15 protein-coding genes are annotated in these 16,538 nt (G+C 46.1%); 7 read left to right on the top strand and 8 right to left on the bottom strand.

Annotation, left to right across the window (positions count from 1 at the left end):
• Positions 1-32: 32 nt before the first annotated feature.
• Together QUA25_RS03755 and QUA25_RS03760 are read right to left on the bottom strand one after the other, a co-directional pair.
• Entirely contained in the window at positions 33-443 is a 411-nt protein-coding gene (locus QUA25_RS03755; protein WP_333035692.1) for a hypothetical protein, read from the bottom strand.
• Positions 444-828: 385 nt separating this feature from the next.
• Positions 829-1,614, bottom strand: a complete 786-nt coding sequence (locus QUA25_RS03760) for a PspA/IM30 family protein (protein ID WP_006635936.1) — start codon at positions 1,612-1,614, stop codon at positions 829-831.
• A 70-nt stretch (positions 1,615-1,684) separates the two neighbouring features.
• Between QUA25_RS03760 and QUA25_RS03765 the strand changes: the two genes are divergently transcribed.
• A complete protein-coding gene (locus QUA25_RS03765; protein ID WP_333035693.1) occupies positions 1,685-1,861 on the top strand; it encodes a hypothetical protein in 177 nt (58 codons plus the stop codon).
• A gap of 54 nt (positions 1,862-1,915) precedes the next feature.
• Here the strand turns inward: QUA25_RS03765 and QUA25_RS03770 are convergent, their stop codons facing one another.
• Both QUA25_RS03770 and QUA25_RS03775 read right to left on the bottom strand, forming a co-directional pair.
• A complete protein-coding gene (locus tag QUA25_RS03770) occupies positions 1,916-2,620 on the bottom strand; it encodes a PspA/IM30 family protein (protein WP_333035694.1) in 705 nt (234 codons plus the stop codon).
• Between the two features lie 268 nt (positions 2,621-2,888).
• A complete protein-coding gene (locus QUA25_RS03775) occupies positions 2,889-4,139 on the bottom strand; it encodes an SPOR domain-containing protein (protein WP_333035695.1) in 1,251 nt (416 codons plus the stop codon).
• Positions 4,140-4,651: 512 nt separating this feature from the next.
• Here QUA25_RS03775 and QUA25_RS03780 point away from each other — a divergent pair.
• Positions 4,652-4,954, top strand: a complete 303-nt coding sequence (locus QUA25_RS03780) for a hypothetical protein (RefSeq protein WP_333035696.1) — start codon at positions 4,652-4,654, stop codon at positions 4,952-4,954.
• Positions 4,955-5,169: 215 nt separating this feature from the next.
• On the opposite strand, the gene menB is transcribed toward QUA25_RS03780, so the two are convergent.
• Both menB and QUA25_RS03790 read right to left on the bottom strand, forming a co-directional pair.
• Positions 5,170-6,003, bottom strand: a complete 834-nt coding sequence (menB, locus tag QUA25_RS03785; protein ID WP_333035757.1) for a 1,4-dihydroxy-2-naphthoyl-CoA synthase — start codon at positions 6,001-6,003, stop codon at positions 5,170-5,172.
• 308 nt (positions 6,004-6,311) lie between these two features.
• Positions 6,312-6,908, bottom strand: a complete 597-nt coding sequence (locus QUA25_RS03790) for a TerB family tellurite resistance protein (protein ID WP_333035698.1) — start codon at positions 6,906-6,908, stop codon at positions 6,312-6,314.
• A gap of 75 nt (positions 6,909-6,983) precedes the next feature.
• Here QUA25_RS03790 and tadA point away from each other — a divergent pair, with 75 nt between their 5' ends.
• The 3 genes from tadA to QUA25_RS03805 all read left to right on the top strand — a co-directional run bounded on the left by tadA (position 6,984) and on the right by QUA25_RS03805 (position 9,028).
• A complete protein-coding gene (gene tadA / locus QUA25_RS03795; protein ID WP_333035701.1) occupies positions 6,984-7,484 on the top strand; it encodes a tRNA adenosine(34) deaminase TadA in 501 nt (166 codons plus the stop codon).
• Positions 7,485-7,767: 283 nt separating this feature from the next.
• Positions 7,768-8,496, top strand: coding sequence for a lysophospholipid acyltransferase family protein (locus QUA25_RS03800; RefSeq protein ID WP_333035702.1), 729 nt, complete (start codon positions 7,768-7,770; stop codon positions 8,494-8,496).
• 163 nt (positions 8,497-8,659) lie between these two features.
• Positions 8,660-9,028, top strand: coding sequence for a hypothetical protein (locus QUA25_RS03805; protein ID WP_333035703.1), 369 nt, complete (start codon positions 8,660-8,662; stop codon positions 9,026-9,028).
• Positions 9,029-9,209: 181 nt separating this feature from the next.
• Here QUA25_RS03805 and QUA25_RS03810 read toward each other — a convergent pair whose 3' ends face one another.
• Both QUA25_RS03810 and QUA25_RS03815 read right to left on the bottom strand, forming a co-directional pair.
• Complete coding sequence (locus QUA25_RS03810; protein WP_333035704.1) at positions 9,210-9,974, bottom strand: ABC transporter ATP-binding protein; 765 nt, start codon at positions 9,972-9,974, stop codon at positions 9,210-9,212.
• 386 nt (positions 9,975-10,360) lie between these two features.
• On the bottom strand, positions 10,361-13,972 hold the full coding sequence (locus tag QUA25_RS03815; RefSeq protein WP_333035705.1) for a HEAT repeat domain-containing protein: 3,612 nt from the start codon (positions 13,970-13,972) through the stop codon (positions 10,361-10,363).
• 522 nt (positions 13,973-14,494) lie between these two features.
• Here QUA25_RS03815 and gor point away from each other — a divergent pair.
• Together gor and QUA25_RS03825 are read left to right on the top strand one after the other, a co-directional pair.
• Positions 14,495-15,838: a glutathione-disulfide reductase gene (gene gor, locus QUA25_RS03820; protein WP_333035706.1), complete on the top strand. Its 1,344-nt coding sequence runs from the start codon at positions 14,495-14,497 to the stop codon at positions 15,836-15,838.
• A 99-nt stretch (positions 15,839-15,937) separates the two neighbouring features.
• Positions 15,938-16,474 (top strand): opioid growth factor receptor-related protein, encoded by a 537-nt coding sequence (locus QUA25_RS03825; protein WP_333035708.1) that lies wholly within the window; start codon positions 15,938-15,940, stop codon positions 16,472-16,474.
• Positions 16,475-16,538: the final 64 nt, after the last annotated feature.

The raw sequence follows: 16,538 nt of genomic DNA on the forward strand, positions 1-16,538 counted from the left end.
GCGGCTGAAAGCAAGAGCGGTGGTGGCGCGGGTTACGGGAGGCGAGCCGGATTTGACAGCCGCGGGTTAGGAATCGGAAATTCGTGTCTGTTTTCTCCTCGATTCGGCAATTGAGGGAGAGTTTCTGGCGCCTCGCTTTGGGTCAATTGATCGAACTCCGGGATGCTATTTTCTTGCTCTTTACTGCCTCTATCTAATTCTGAACCCGAGTATAAATCACGAAGCCGATCGTGATCGTCTGCTGTTTCTTTATTTAGTTTTAATTGAGACAGTAAATTATCCTGCAAAATTGGCGCTTGCACCCCTGAGTCGGTAGCAACCATCGACTCGCTAACACTTAGAGCTGATAGCAGTGCGGGGCAAATAGCTGCAATTGAGAAACCAAGTGCTAATGCCTTGAAAAACTTGATTTTACAAAAGCCTCTAGAAAATTGCACGGGCATGACAGATTAGCCATATTTGATAGTTATTTACACTTACGCTCGGGCGCGGCCGGCGCAATTGCAAGGAATAAAATTACTATATCACTTTAGAAAAAGTTTATTTATTAAGTCAATATAAAGATAGTTGACAGCAGTCCTATTTTATGTATAAAACTAACAACACTCCGACCTCCCAAGCTAGCCGTCTTGCAAGGAATAAAATTACTCTATCACTTTTTAAACACTTAATTCCTTAAGTCAATATAAAGATGGTTGACAATAACTATGTTTTGTGTATTCAAAAATGACTAAAAAAAACTCCGACCTCCCAAGCTAGCCCTGTAGGTCGGCGGAGCATTCTATCAAACCTGCGATTTGAGAAATAGGTAAATTTTGATACAGATTACTACATTTTATTGAGCTGCGATCGCAATTCTTCCAACTCAGCGTCAATCACCGGGCTCGACTCCGAGCTACTAGCTGCTGCCGTTTTACCCGCTGCCGGCAATTGACCTTGAGACACAGAACCCCCGGTCAGTTGAGCTTTCATCTGAGCCAACTCGTCGTCAACATCACCGCCGCTTTCGAGCAAGCGGAACTGTTCCTCTAAATTGCTGCCGCCGGCGGCCAATTCTGCCGAAGCTCCCGCGCGAGCTTCAATCTGCAAAACTTTTTCTTCCATGCGATCGAAAGCTGCCATTGAACTGCCAGTATTCAATGTGCCAATGGTATTGTTGAGCTGTTCCTGAGCTTTAGCAGCGGATATCCTCGCCTTGAGCATATCCTTCTTAGTCTTAGCTTCGGAAATTTTGCTCTCCAAACCGATCAAGTTGCGCTTGAGACTTTCCACCTGAGCCGATTGCTGATCCAGACTGGCTTTCAGCGTAGCCGCCGTTTCAGCGTGAGACTTTTTGCGAACCAGCGCTTCCCGGGCCAAAGTCTCGTCTCCTTTTTGCAGGGCTAGCTGAGCGCGCTGCTGCCACTGGTTAGACTGAGATTCAGCTTGATTGTACTGAGTCTGGGTGCGCTTTTGAGTAGCGATCGCGCTGGCAACGGCCTGACGCAACTGCACCAAGTCTTCCTGCATATCCGTAACAGACTGTTCTAAAATCTTTTCCGGGTCTTCAGCTTTGTTGACCAGATCGTTAAGATTGGCTTTGACGACTCGGCTAATGCGGTCAAATAATCCCATAATGCTATTTTTCCTGGGTGAGGTGTACGAAGTAGGCGGAAAGCAGGCTTGATAGCCCTAGCCCGCAGTTGTGAAATTCACTCTTGTCAGATTTTTAGTGCGATTTAGTTTTTGGCAATTTTTGCAGACAGATAAATCCAGTTTAAAGCGATCGAGTAATGTGATGCAGGCAAGCTTATTCATGCACATATCTATTGAGTTTAACGTCGATCCGGGAATTCCCCAACAGGCTTCGAGCCATCTCTAGCTAGGCTGTTGAGAAGTTTTTGCTCGTTCTGACTCTTGTTCTGTTGCCTGGGGTTCAGGATGCGGGTGGCTCGCTCGACGGCAATTTGGGTGTATTGTTGCCCGGAAGCATTTGTGCTTTCATTGCCGCCAACTCGGTATCCACATCGTCGGCACCTTCGAGAGAGAGAAACTTCTTTTCTAAATCATTAGTTCCGAGTTCTGCGATTGCTTCGGAGCGAGCTTCTAGCTGCATGACTTTCTCTTCCATCCGTTCAAACGCGCTCAAAGCACTGCCGGTACTGAGATTGCCCATCATTTCTTGAAGTCTTTCCGAGGATGCGGCCGATCGAGCTCGGGCAATGTACATATCTTTTTTAGATTTGGCCTCGGAAATTTTACTTTCGAGCGCCCGCATATTTTCTTTTAGTTTAGTCACAACAGCGTTCTGTTGCCCGAGACTGGCTTTCATCGCCGTTGCCGTTTCTTGATAAGATTTCTTGCGGGTCAGAGCTTCTCGCGCCAAATTTTCCTCGCCTTTTTGCAAAGCTAGCTGCGCCCGCTGATGCCATTCTGCTGCTGTAGACTCAGCTTGAGAGCACTGGCGTTCAGTGCGTTTTTGAGCTGCAATCGCTCCTGCCACAGCTTGTCTGAGCTGCACTAAATCTTCCTGCATATCCATTACAGCCTGTTCCAGAATTTTTTCTGGGTCTTCTGCTGCCCCGACCAAACTGTTAATATTGGCTCGAATCACTCGCCATAGGCGATCGAATAATCCCATTTTGCCAGTCTCCCGATTTTCAACTTTAGAATTAAGACAGAGAAATCAGAATTAAAAACTAAAAATGAAAACTCCTCAATCGTCTTTTTAATTTTTAATTTTGAAATTTTAATTTCCTCTAAGTTAGGTCGTCATGATTATTTTTAAGATGGGTAGGGCGCGAGCATTACCCATCAAAACTGAGCAAATGTTGGGTTAAGCGAAACCGAAGGTTCGTGCCTCGGCCCAACCTACTCCCCGATCATTAGTTTAATTGTCTTTGCCTAATTTATGGTTGATAGTATTGTGGCTTCACCCCTTTTTCTTGGAGTTCTTTCACCAAACGTTCTGCTGAGGCAGGATCGTTCAAAGCCCCCATTTGGATCTTGACACCCTTTGAGAAGTTCCGCACGTAGGCATCGGGCACTGCGGTTCTGGCTTGCTGCAGTGATTTTTCGTCGGTGTAATCGGTGACAACGTAATAGAAACCGTCTGCCGCCCGTGCAGGCCTTCCCAGCGGGGATGCGGCGGCTGGGGATGCTGTCGCCGGGGATGTGGCGGCAGGCTGGGCTGGGGATGCTGTCGCCGGGGATGTGGCGGCAGGCTGGGCTGGGGATGGTGTTGGAGGCAGTGTTGGCAGTGTCGGCACAGGCTGGGCAGCGCTAGGGCTGGGAGTGGGAAGCAAAGCCGTACTCAGATTGTTGAGTCCTTGTTCCCTGCCTCTGGGGGGGTTGCCGTCTTCTGTAGGAATCGGCACAACCCCGCTGGGGCCTGGAGGCGCTGGAGGGGTTGGCGGAATTGATGCTTTTGGTGAGGGGGAAGGAATCGGGCTGACTGTCGGCTTAACATTGCTGAGAGTGCTCAAATCTAGCTCGACAAATTCCTTGGATACCAGATTTGGAGCTTTCGGCAGTTCCTTGGTGCTGGTATCTGAGATGGCAGTAGAGGCGGGACTGTCGCTTGAAGAGGGTGCATTGCGATCGAGGAAACGGTTCAGGCCTGCCATCTTAACCAGATTTGACGGGTACATGACTGCGTAGCCCAAAGCTGTGCACGACAGCAAAAATAGCAGCATCGAACTCAGTCCCAAGGGAGTTAACAAACTGGCGGCTAAACTGCGTTCTACCGTAGGCTCAGCTTTTGACTCGTCCAAACTTTCGATCAGTTTTTCGCTTGATTCGAGATAATTGTTGGGTGCGAAAGCACTGCTAGATAATTTTGTGCCACCCCTGGTAGTTGCTAGCGGGGCATCGCCCTGAGTGCCGGCAAGGGATAGGGGCAGCGATAGCGGCTGCTGGGTTTCTTCCGCAGTCTCCGGCGCCAAATTTTGGGCTAGCTGTTGCTCGGTTGTGGCTGTTTGCTTGCCGGTACGAACTGAGGGCGACACCCACTGTTCGGCCCGCCGCCTGTGCCTTCTGTATGTTGTCAGTTCTGCTTCTAGGTTTACATCTAGACTCCCCAGGACTGCTTGCAAAGCAGGCTTGATTGGGGTTGAAGAGGATTGATGATTTGGGGATTCCACCGAAGAACGCTTACTCATTAGCACAACTCCTACCGCCTCTGAATTAATTTGAATCTTTTGATTGTAGATATAAACAAGAAGCTTGAAAACTTGCCTATTTTATGATTAGCTACTTTTGGCGTCAATGCAACAGGGGCTCGATCGCCTGCTGTCGATCGCCGGCAGCTATTTTTCATTTTCATTGGAAAACTGAATTGTTCCTCTTTCCCAGAGGCTGCTTACCGACACTCTCAGCCAATTTTTGTATTCTAAGCTACCGCTTATTTGTAACCTCTCATACTCGTTGGGCATTTGTACTTTTTCTTGATCCCTAACTGCTTTATAAACTTTTAACCTGTGTTTTTACCTATACAATGAGCAAGCACGGAGCTAATTGTTTCTATATATAACGAGATTATAAATAAATTATAAAATTTAATTATACTTCGGGGATCGCTACAACCCAGACAGCATAAAGGTTGGGATGCTCTAAAACCTGCTAGCTCTACAAAGGAGAATTAGAGATGAAAATGATTTCCCTAAGAACTTTTATGCAAACCTCCTTAACTTCACCTTTAACTTCAGCTTGTGGTCACTGCCGTCACTATACCCCTGAAGGCAGACGCGGAGGTGTTTGCGCTTTACTAGGCGGCCCGGTTCAAAGTCACTGGAAAGCTTGTGCTTTAGCGGTTTCGCCTTTTAGGTCATCTTGGGAAAACATAGAAGAAATTGGAATGTGGCAAGAATCGACTCTGACGCTGCAGGATGCCACCGTCACTTTTTCCGATCGCCATGCCTGCCAGCTTACAGGCACAACGTTAACCGAAAAATCGGCAGCAGCAGTCTCGGTTTAGTTAGTCGGCAGCAGGATAGGTCATACCATTTTCGATTGGGGAATCACTGATCATTATCATGGTTTGGATCTGACAAAGCAGTTTCATTCTTTTTGGGAACTGGTATCACTACTGACACTTTTGGACGATCGGGTGCATTTGGCTTTACTAACTCAGAAAAATCAGCAGCATCTACTTTAATATGAGCGCATAAAAAAACTGATTTCTCCATCCAGCTATGGCAGCCAAGGATATTGACTAAAATCAGGTTGCCGTTTTTCTAAAAAGGCTTGTTTGCCTTCGGCGCCTTCTTCGGTCATATAGTACAGCAAAGTGGCATTTCCCGCCAGTTCTTGCAAACCGGCTTGACCGTCGCAGTCGGCATTAAAAGCGGATTTCAAGCAGCGAATCGCGATCGGACTTTTTTCGAGAATTTCCGCAGCCCACTGAATCCCTTCTATTTCTAGTTGTTCGACGGGCACGACGCAGTTGACTAAACCCATTTCTAGGGCTTGCTGCGCGCTGTACTGGCGACACAAAAACCAAATTTCTCGGGCTTTTTTCTGGCCGACAACTCTGGCGAGATAGCTAGCTCCGAAACCACCGTCGAAACTGCCGACTTTGGGGCCGGTCTGTCCGAAAATAGCATTGTCAGCAGCGATCGTCAAGTCGCAAATTAAGTGCAGAACGTGACCGCCTCCTATTGCGTAGCCTGCAACTAAAGCAATTACAACTTTGGGCATAGAGCGAATCAACTTCTGCAAGTCGAGTACGTTCAACCGGGGTATGCCACCTTCGTCTACATATCCCGCCGAACCCCGCACGCTTTGGTCGCCGCCGGCGCAAAAGGCGTATTTGCCGTCTGTATGAGGCCCCGCACCTGTGAACAGGACAACGCCGATTTTGGTGTCTTCGCGGGCATCAGTAAAGGCATCGCACAGTTCCAGCACGGTTTTGGGACGGAAAGCGTTCCGTTTCTGAGGTCGATTGATGGTAATTTTGGCGGTGCCGCCACTTTTGTGATAGAGAATGTCTTCGTAGGTTTTGGCGGTTTGCCATTCAATTTGCATAATCAATCAATTTGAGATTTGAGATTGAGCTGAGTCAATCAAGGCAGCGACAAGTCGCTTTTAGATTTTAGAGGCATTCGGTTCAATGGGATACAAGGGTCGATCGACTCTTGCCCAAAAAATAAAGCGGGAGTTAGGCCGAAACCAGGTTTTTCACCAACATACTCCGTGCAGCGCTCTTGGTAGGGGTTAAACAACCCGGTTTTTGAGGGTAAGAGCGCCCAATTCCCATTTCAAATGGACACAGCGTCAAATCCTCGAACTCCTCTGTCACTACTGTTACTGCCCCAAAATTTATATGCGCTGGATTATTTGCGGAGTAAAATACTCAGCAAGTGCTTTGCTGCTTTGCCAAATACTGGATCGCGGGACTCGAATTCGCTGGGATCGAGTAAAGCTTGAACTTCGCCAAAAGCTTCTGAGTCGAGGGTTCCTTCTTTAGTAAATAAAGTGTCTAGGACTGCAATGTGTCTGGAGTCGAGGCCGAGCCGATTTGCGATCGACTGTAAGTACATTTGCTCCCGCAGGTCGATGTGCCCGTCGGCTGCTGACATTTCGTAGCCGGAACCGATAAGCAACAGTTTTTCAGATTCTGAGAACAAAGCTGTCAGGGTTAGCAATTCCGTGGGGTTGAAGTAAACCTGCTGTTTGGAGATTCCTTTGACAAGGCGCTGAATTAGTTCTACCCGATCGCGGTCGCCGCTGGCAAAGGCTTTGAGAGTCTTTTGCAGCCGTTCTTCTTCTTCAACTGCGATCGTCCTGTCAATAATCATCACTCCGCGCAGGATGGAAATCAGAGCAGTCAGAAACACTACCAAAGGAGTGATATCTTGTTCGCGCAGCTTTTGCCGGCTAATGCGGCACAACAGCTCAACAATTTCAGTTGTAATCGTAGTGGTGTCCATAATTAAAGACTTTCGATTAAGCTGTGATGGAACTTTCTTTATCGATCTTAAGTTTTTCTGTTACTTAGGTATGACGTGAATTGTAAAGCTGAGCCGTTGTCTATTAGTGATACTACTTATTTTATTCACAAACGCTGGATGACTAGAGCTGTGGAACTCGCACAAGCAGCCGGTGATGCAGGTGAAGTACCTGTGGGTGCTGCCATTGTTGACGGTACTGGCAAATTGATTGCCGAAGCGCAAAATCGGCGAGAGCGAGACTGCGATCCGACTGCTCACGCTGAAATCTTAGCTTTGCGGGCGGCCGGCCAAGTTTTGCAAGACTGGCATCTTAACCAATGCACGCTCTACGTAACGCTGGAACCTTGCCCGATGTGCGCGGGTGCGATCGTCCAAGCTCGGATTGGTCTGCTGATATACGGAGCAGATGACCCGAAAACTGGCACGATTCGGACTGCGGCTAATATTCCAGACAGCGCGCATTCGTGTCACCGCTTAGAGGTACTCGGCGGTATTATGGAGTCTGTTTGCCGCGATCAGTTGCTTTCTTGGTTTGAAGCGCGCCGGAAAAATTAACAGGTAAAATTTTTTACTCTATTCTGGGCGATGTTTAATCGAACTTGACCCTTTAGCTGGAATAATAGATCCGTAATTGCCCGATCGAGCTTTCCAGGCGGCCGACTACTTTGTATTGGTGCTGTCCGGTTGGCTGAGGTTTTATCTGTTAGAGATTATCTCTTGCGGGCGCGATCGCTCGATCGGTACAAGGCCAATAGCAAAACTGTCCCGACCCAAAAACTAAAGATTTGTCCAATCACTTACTTTAGACTTGAGATCTCGAGAGAGCAGCTTAATTGCTATGCCCCACACCGCCACGATCGCCGTTGAGTCCAGTAAATCATCTCTAGTGAAGCCAATGCCTGCCAAGGTAGCATCTAATACCTCTCGCGTTTCTCCTTGGTTAACCTCCTTGCTCTATCCGCTAGGTCACTATGTTGTCCTACCGTTTCATTTTGGCAAGATTGAGATAACCGGACAGGAGCACTTGCCGAAAGACGGGCCTGTCATCTTAGCCCCTACGCACCGCTCGCGGTGGGATGCCCTGATGATGCCCTATTCAACGGGACAGAAGGTGACTGGACGCGATTTGCGGTTTATGGTTACTGCTGATGAGGTCAAAGGAGTGCAAGGTTGGTTCATCAGACATTTGGGGGGGTTTGCTGTAGATCTCAAGCATCCGGCAATTGGCAGTCTCCGTTATGGGGTGGAACTACTCCTCGACAAGGAAATGTTGGTGATTTTTCCCGAAGGCGGCATTTTTCAGGATGGCGAAGTTCATCCGATTAAGCCGGGATTGGCGCGTTTGGCAATGCAAGCAGAGTTGAGCAAACCGGGTTTGGGGGTGAAAATTGTACCGATGAGTATCCGCTATCGCCCGCGCATTCCTCAATGGGGTGCTCAGGTAAAAATTGCGATCGGTTCTCCGATTTCCGTGGCGGATTATGCCAATGGTGGCGGTGGTAAAAAAGAAGCACGATTGTTGAGTGCCCAGCTCGAAATGGATCTTAAAAAGCTTGATGAAAGTTGAGAAGAAGGAAGTTCGGCAAAGGATTATGTAACGGATGTAACGGATGTCAGTCCGAGGGCAGTCGGAAGAAGGAAGAAGGAATTATGATATAATGTTTTATGGTGCTGTCGAGAGCTGCACCACTTATTTTGCTTGGTTATGTCTGTATTAAGTGTGAGCATTAATGGGTTGTGCTTTGAACTTTAAGCCTGGTCAAATTGTCAGTTTAGAATGTGGAGATGCGTGCCTGCATTCCGAGGTAATTCAAGTGGTTGAGGCACGTCAAGTTTGTTGGGTGCGCCCTTTGATGTTAGTTGTATCGGTGTCGGGGAAGGATTCACCGACAGAATACACTTTATCCGATTTGCGAGATGGTGCTGATTTGCTTTGGCCGCTGAGCTTGTTTCGGGCGGCTTTAGATACTGAGGTAATTTCACTATTGACGGAGTTGCACTCTCTGGATGCTGAGAAAAAGGATGGTGCGATCGCATCTCGGCAACTTAGAGATTTTGTCGATCGAGTTTGGGAAGCTTTTCCGAGTGCTTTTCATTAAGCAGATATCGGGTGTTTTGTCTATTAGTCCGCCAGGGGTTGAAAACCCCTGTCTAATAGCTAAAGTCCTCTTGCATAGGACTGATACTCTCTTAATTCTTCAGTCCGCGTAGGCGGACTTCGTTTGTCTAGAAGCGATTTCAATCGCCCAATTTTCTTTTCGCTTTTCGCGGACTCTTATACTAAAATACAGCGTGTGAAAGCTCTTCGGGGTTGAGATTGTTGTGAATAACTTTACCGTCGCGGAACCAGACAACGCGGCGAGTTTGGCGCGCCACTTCGGGTTCGTGCGTTACCATAACAACAGTCATGCCATTTTCATTGAATTCTGTAAAAATATCCATTACTTCTTGAGTAGTTTTTGTATCCAATGCACCTGTAGGTTCGTCAGCCAGCAACAACACGGGACGGTTGACAATAGCCCTGGCGATAGCTACCCGCTGCTGCTGTCCTCCTGATAGTTGATTCGGTCTGTTTTGCAGGCGACTTTCCAGGCCTACTTTTGTTAAAGCCTCTACTCCCCGTTCGCGTCTTTCTGCTGCGGGAATGCCGGCATAAACCATCGGTAACATGACATTTTCTAATGCTGTCAGTTGAGGCAATAGGTGAAATTGTTGGAAGACAAAACCTAATTTTAAATTGCGAATTCCGGCTAATTCTGATTCGGGCATTTGGGCGACATCTACGCCGTCTAAGTAGTAACTGCCGCTCGTAGGTCGATCGAGACAGCCGATAATATTCATAGCTGTAGATTTGCCGGAACCCGACGCGCCCATAATCGAGCAATATTCTCCTTGTCTTACCGTCAAGCTGACGCCGTTTAAGGCGCGAACTTCCAGGTCGCCAATCCCGTAAACTTTCGTTACCTCTTCCAGACCGACAACAACGGGCTTTGAGAGGACTTGCGGGTCGAGGTCTTGGTATGTATCGGTTTGTAGTTCAGGCATTTTTTTTCTGTGCGATCGACACAACTAACTACTAACTTAACACTTCTTATCGGTTTTGGCGGGTGGGAGGGCGATCGTTTGGACGCTAATTGACGAGATATAAAAAAACTAAATCTTTAAGGACGTGTTTGTGAGTTGTTTGATGAGAGTCATCTGATGTTCTAGCACTAGATAGTTATCTAATTTGCTTTTTCCAGCGCGGGTCAAGCCTTGATTATTGTGGGCATAAATTAGGTCGAGGATATGCTCTTTTGCTTCCTCCGAGAGTTGAAAGTTGATAATGCTGTGGGAAGTGTGGCCGTCGAAAAAAAATTAATTATTTCTGCATAAGCTTTGGGGATATTAGTAGCTACAGTCATATTTTCTTTCTGCTTTTTGTGTTTCTCTCACAGCTTATCTAATTCGCTCAACTTTTCCTTGGGAAACAGGGAGAGTTGTCCATCTGGAGCGTTGGCAAATCGATCGCGAAGTATTTCTAAAGTTTTTGAGCGCTCGGGGTATTGCTTGAGCAGAATTTTAAGTGCTGTTTGTCTGGGATTATTTTGGAATTTGGACTTGCGTTCAAAAGGATGATTGATAGCTATATCGCACAACCATTCAAATATCTCTGGTTCATCTTTCCACCCCCGTGCCAATTCTTGGAATGCTGCACGTCGCACATCCGAATCCTCGTCAGATTGAGCGCATTGTTTGAGGATAGGTAAGGTTTCGGGGTCATCTTTCCACCCCCGTGCTAATTCTTGGACTACTGCACGTCGCACATTTGAATTATCGTCAGATTGAGCGCATTGTTTGAGGATAGGTAAGGTTTCGGGGTTATCTTTCCACCCCCGTGCTAATTCTTGGACTACTGAAGAGCGCACATCTGAATCATCATCTGATTGAGCGAATTGTTTAAGTAGAGGTAAGGTTTCGGGGTCATCTTTCCACCCCCGTGCTAATTCTTGGACTGCTGCACGTCGCACATTTGAATTATCGTCAGATTGAGCACGTTGTTTGAGGATAAGTAAGGTTTCGGGGTCATCTTTCCACCCCCGCACTAATTCTTGGACTGCTACATATCGCACAGGCGGATTATCGTCTGATTGAGCGCGTTGTTTGAGGAGAGGTAAGGTTTCGGGGTCATCTTTCCACCCTCGTACTAATTCTTGGACTGCTGCATATCGCACAGGCCGATTATCGTCTGATTGAGCGCGTTGTTTGAGGATAAGTAAGGTTTCGGGGTCATCTTTCCACCCCCGTGCTAATTCTTGGACTGCTGCATATCGCACATGCCAATTATCGTCTGATTGAGCGCGTTGTTTGAGCCAAGGTAAGATTTCGGGATCATCTTTCCACCCCCGTGCTATTTCTTCGACTGCTGCACGTCGCACATCCCAATTATCGTCTGATTGAGCGCGTTGTTTGAGCCAAGGTAAGGTTTCGGGATCATCTTTCCACCCCCGTACTAATTCTTGGACTGCTGAATAGCGCACATCCGAATTATCGTCACATTGAGCGCATTGTTTGAGGATAGGTAAGGTTTCGGGGTTATCTTTCCACCCCCGTGCTAATTCTTGGACTACTGAAGAGCGCACATCTGAATCATCATGTGATTGAGCGAATTGTTTGAGTAGAGGTAAGGTTTCGGGGTCATCTTTCCACCCCCGTGCTATTTCTTGGACTGCTGCACGTCGCACATCGCAATTATGGTCTGATTGAGCGCGTTGTTTGAGCCAAGGTAAGGTTTCCGGGTCATCTTTCCAAGTTGCTGTTACTGCTGCTACTGCTTGAGTGCGAATTTTTCTAACTAGATTGATATTTTTTGTATAACGAAAACGATAGTGATTGAGGTCATACTTTGTTAACTTTTTTAAGCGTTCCAGCAATTGACTCTCAACCGCAGCAATCACCTTTCTATCCTTCACCTCATCCAAACACTTCGCCGCCAAAAACAGATTGCGGAACTTTTGGGCTTCCCCATCCTGCAGCATCAGAAACTCAATCAATTTCCCTGTAAACTGTCCATCTATCAATCCCGCAATCAAGCATAAAACTTCCTGCCAAGATTCATCATCCCAGTGCTTGCCAAAAATTTCTATTTTTAACTCTTCTAAAGAAAGTTTGCGCTTTTTTTCAAATCGATAGACAACCTCCGACGCACAGAAATATTCCAAAAAACTTCGATGGACAAATCCGTAACTATCCGCACCCAAATAACATAAAATAAAGTTGCGAGTTCGCAGTTGGTTAATTATCAACTTTGCCCGCTCTTTCGGTCGATCGAAATCTTTATTCTTCAGATATGCTGTCAGGATCTCCTCCAAATCTTCCGCACTAATAATATTGCCAGCCAACCCTTCAGGTGCTGCTTGCATTTTGTAAGCGACTCGCCGCAGCATTTCTTGCTTATCTTTAGCATGAATGGTTTTCGGATCGAGCCTGCTATCCTCTACTAACGACCTTTCCACATCCCATTGATAAAGCAATACCCGCGAAGCTTGATTGTAAAGTTCCGCCCTGTCTCTAGGCAATTCTTGTGCGCGATTTAAAATCACCATAATCGTCAACAATAACGGATTACCCGCTAAATCTCGAATCGTTGATGAATACGCTAATGCTCTTTCCATGCGATCGCGAATTCGCGCTTTTTCCACAGCATCAGTAAAAGTTAATTCGTGCCAGCGGCGAAGAAAATCCTGAATTTGTTCCGCGTTCAAATCTTGGAGAATAAAGTGATGAAACCCTGCATCTTGCAACCGTTGAGGTTTGTAACCAATAATCCGAGACGTGACAATCGCTCGCACGCGGGGATACTCATTGGTAAACCGATGAATCGCCGTAATTACATCATCTCGTTTCCCGGTCTCGAAAATTTCATCTAACCCGTCGAACATCACCACAGCGTCGCCTGCTTTAAGCTGTTCCTGCAATTGATGCTGATTCAAGTGACAAATTGAGCCCGGACTTTGATGAAAAAATTCCAGGAAATTCTTGCAATGTCCTGATTCCCCGCTGCGAATGTAAGTCCGCAATTCTATTAGCAGCGGAATCGGCAGAGATGTCACGCTATTTAAGGGCGAGATCGCCCAGTTTAAGGCTAAATATTGTAATAGAGTAGACTTGCCAGAACCCGGATCGCCTAAAATAACAATGTAGGGATACTTTTGCTTGTTATTGATAACATCTAACACGGATACGATCGGCTGAGAAAAATAACCGCGCCGATATTTCTCTAAATTTTCTATATCGAGCGCGTCTAATTGATTGCTGTCTTGCAGCCGCCGTTGATGTTCTTTAGGAATTTCGTAAGCTTGCGGCACAAAGGATTCGTAAATCGAGCGCACATCTTGGAAAATAAAGATTTCCCAAACCTTCAGCTTTTCCCGATAATAGTAGGTATTGGGCTCGACGCTGCTTAAATTGAGATTGCTGTAACGCTCGCACAAAGCTTCTTGATATTGCCTCAAGTCAAAATCGGGAATAATCCCCGCCGTTTCTTGAGTATGTTTCTGAATGCTATCGAGATTTTGAGCATTCAAGATATCGCGCAACTCTTTTGAGTCAAAGAGAATTTCTTGAACTTCTGCGAGATACTGATTAGCGATGGTTTGCCATTTAAATCTTGGCGGCAAAGAAGTTAAATTTAGTTGAGTCCAAGTTTGTTCGAGAAGTTTTGCATCGAGAGATTTGCGAGCGCTCTCAAAAGCCTTGCCCAAAATTTCCTTAACAGACTTGTTATTGATAAACTGTTTAACATCTTTAATATACAGCTTTCTTTTCTCTGGGGAAAGTCCGCCAATTTTCAACTGCTGTTCCACCAAATCCAAAAACTTTTTGATCGCTTTGCCCGCTGCGACTTTTCGCGGGTCTTTTTCGCTAAATATGACGTTTTTCACGGAATAAAAAACATCTTTAGCAAACTCCTTCGCGCCATCTACTGCCAACTCTTCTAAGATGGGTTTGACGAGAATGCCGACTCCTTGCGTCACTCCCCAGAGTACCAGCCAATCAATCATACAGCTAGCCCTAGAATAAATTTATGTTTATAATATAGCAATTATCAAGGATTTATGAAATTATCAAAAACAGTAGAGTAATCTCCCGTGATTGCTCCGATAGGTTAGGGTAGTATCAGTTTTCTGTCGCTGCGCTGCGATTAGCCCTGAGCCCGCCTGATTGTTGCCCCCTACTACCCCTTAAAAATCGGGAATATCATCAAAGTTTCGCTTTTTTACAGGGATTTACCGGAGTTCGACTCGGCTATAACGAGCGATCGACAATTAGCTCTTTCCTTGTTGGTGGCGGTTGCAAAATAGTTACATTTTTATATGTTTCTTGTCGTTCGCTTGTGTTATAGTCTAATAATGGGAGTGTAAGCAATTTTATATTAACGCACAGATTTCTATTATTTAATAATACCTGGTTAAGGGCAAAAAGTAAAGTAGTTGACCCCAAAAAAAACAAAAAATTTTTGAGATATCATTAAGAAAAGTAAAGCGTAAAATTGGTAAGTTGGCGATAAAAAGGTACAGACAATTATGACATACGACTACGACTTGTTTGTGATAGGTGCGGGTTCCGGCGGATTGGCGAGCTCCAAGCGAGCAGCATCCTACGGCGCAAAAGTGGCGATCGCCGAAAATGACTTAGTAGGCGGAACCTGCGTAATTCGCGGCTGTGTCCCCAAAAAACTCATGGTGTACGCCTCAACATTTTCGCACCTTTATGAAGATGCGGTGGGCTACGGTTGGAGTCCAGTAGAAAGCAGCTTTGATTGGGAAAAACTCATCACCACCGTAGACGCAGAAGTGCGGCGGCTGAGCAAACTGCACATCAGCTTCCTCGAAAAAGCCGGAGTCGAATTAATCTCAGGATACGCCAAATTTATTGATCCCCACACCGTCGAAGTTGGTGACAAGAAATTTACCGCAGCCAAAATCTTAATTGCAGTCGGCGGAGAAGCGCAAAGAGTCCCAATTGTCGGCATCGAACACGCGATTACCTCTCGCGAAATATTCCTCCTAAAAGAGCAGCCAAAACGGCTGGCAATTTGGGGCGGCGGCTACATCGGCGTCGAATTTGCTTGCATTATGAACGGATTGGGGAGCCAAGTAACTCAAATCATCCGCCGCGACTTAATTTTGAACGAATTTGACACAGAAATTCGCACCAACGTGCAAGAAGGCATGATTAAGCACGGAATAAACATTTTGACAGAAAGCTCGATCAACCACATTGAGAAAACCCCAGAAGGCTTAAAATTAACTCTGTCGGGGACATCCGAAGGAACGCTAATAGTAGACGCGCTGTTGTGCGCTACCGGGCGTCAGCCTAATTTAGAAAAATTGGGTTTAGAAAATGCGGGAGTAGAAACAGATAAAGGTGCGATCGCAGTTACCAAAGACAGCCGCACCAGTCAGCCGCACATTTTTGCAGTGGGAGATTGCACCAACCGCATCAATTTAACGCCAATTGCGATCGCCGAAGGACGCGCTTTTGCAGATACTGAATTTGGCAACAATCCGAGAGCAATCACTCACGAAAATGTGCCGTCAGCGGTATTTTCCCAGCCGGAAGCTGCTACAGTCGGCTTAAACGAAGTGCAGGCTAGAGCAAAGTTTCCCGACTCAATTAAGTGCTACACAGCCAAGTTTCGACCGATGTTTCACGCTTTGACAGGTGCAGACGAGAAAACTTTTGTCAAGTTAATTGTTGAGACTAATACTGACAGAGTTTTGGGCGTGCACATGGTGGGGAAAGACGCGGGCGAGATCATTCAAGGAATGGCGATCGCTGTTAATATGGGAGCTACGAAGAAAGACTTCGACGCGACTATTGGCATTCACCCATCGACTGCTGAAGAGTTTGTTACTTTGCGGTAAAGCGGGGGAAGCAGCCAGGGGTTTAAACCCCTGGCTAATAGCTAAAGTCGCTTTTAACCGACTGAATATCATTGTTTTGATGTTTTGTATAGCAGATTAATGAGTGATTTAACCAAACAAAACAAAATTTTAGCATTCTATCTCGGTCAGCAGCCTGATTCACAAGGTCGGGCGATCGAGAATATTTGGTCGTGGGATTACCAGAAGCTGGAATCTGTGCATAATTACATTCAATGGCTGTTTCCGCTGAGGGAAAAGAGTCGCTTTAATTCCACTGCTCCTACTTTAAATAATGATGTGATTCAAGCTTTTAGAACAAGTGAAGAGTTGACAAATCGCTTACTCCATTCGTTCAAAGTCATGCTGGCGTTTTACGGATTGGAATGCCACGAAGGGGACAACGCAGAAATTGTAATTGCCAAATCCGCCGAATATTTCTCAAGAAAAAGAGAGTGGATTGAAAAATTTAATCACAATTACTTGCGGCTGACTAGGATTCTTACAAGTTTGACCGAGTTGGGATTGAAAAATTACGCTTTAGCTCTTTTCAAGTGTTTAGATGAGATTTATAATGAAGACAAAGAAAGTATTGGTTTAGAAACTTATACTTATTGGAAAAAAGCTGTAAATAGTTAGAATTTATATTTGGGACTTGCCGCCACAGCCAACCATACGCCCCACAAAAAAATTAAATTTTTGT

This window comes from Microcoleus sp. Pol17C6, assembly GCF_036701145.1.
Lineage (GTDB): Bacteria > Cyanobacteriota > Cyanobacteriia > Cyanobacteriales > Microcoleaceae > Microcoleus.

What these genes read in the sequence shown, in the direction of transcription:
- QUA25_RS03755 (WP_333035692.1), bottom strand. Translation starts at nt 443, where the DNA reads ATGCCCGTGCAATTTTCTAGAGGCTTTTGTAAAATCAAGTTTTTCAAG.
- QUA25_RS03760 (WP_006635936.1), bottom strand. Translation starts at nt 1,614, where the DNA reads ATGGGATTATTTGACCGCATTAGCCGAGTCGTCAAAGCCAATCTTAAC.
- QUA25_RS03770 (WP_333035694.1), bottom strand. Translation starts at nt 2,620, where the DNA reads ATGGGATTATTCGATCGCCTATGGCGAGTGATTCGAGCCAATATTAAC.
- QUA25_RS03775 (WP_333035695.1), bottom strand. Translation starts at nt 4,139, where the DNA reads ATGAGTAAGCGTTCTTCGGTGGAATCCCCAAATCATCAATCCTCTTCA.
- QUA25_RS03780 (WP_333035696.1), top strand. Translation starts at nt 4,652, where the DNA reads ATGCAAACCTCCTTAACTTCACCTTTAACTTCAGCTTGTGGTCACTGC.
- menB (WP_333035757.1), bottom strand. Translation starts at nt 6,003, where the DNA reads ATGCAAATTGAATGGCAAACCGCCAAAACCTACGAAGACATTCTCTAT.
- QUA25_RS03790 (WP_333035698.1), bottom strand. Translation starts at nt 6,908, where the DNA reads ATGGACACCACTACGATTACAACTGAAATTGTTGAGCTGTTGTGCCGC.
- QUA25_RS03800 (WP_333035702.1), top strand. Translation starts at nt 7,768, where the DNA reads ATGCCCCACACCGCCACGATCGCCGTTGAGTCCAGTAAATCATCTCTA.
- QUA25_RS03805 (WP_333035703.1), top strand. Translation starts at nt 8,660, where the DNA reads ATGGGTTGTGCTTTGAACTTTAAGCCTGGTCAAATTGTCAGTTTAGAA.
- QUA25_RS03810 (WP_333035704.1), bottom strand. Translation starts at nt 9,974, where the DNA reads ATGCCTGAACTACAAACCGATACATACCAAGACCTCGACCCGCAAGTC.
- QUA25_RS03815 (WP_333035705.1), bottom strand. Translation starts at nt 13,972, where the DNA reads ATGATTGATTGGCTGGTACTCTGGGGAGTGACGCAAGGAGTCGGCATT.
- gor (WP_333035706.1), top strand. Translation starts at nt 14,495, where the DNA reads ATGACATACGACTACGACTTGTTTGTGATAGGTGCGGGTTCCGGCGGA.
- QUA25_RS03825 (WP_333035708.1), top strand. Translation starts at nt 15,938, where the DNA reads ATGAGTGATTTAACCAAACAAAACAAAATTTTAGCATTCTATCTCGGT.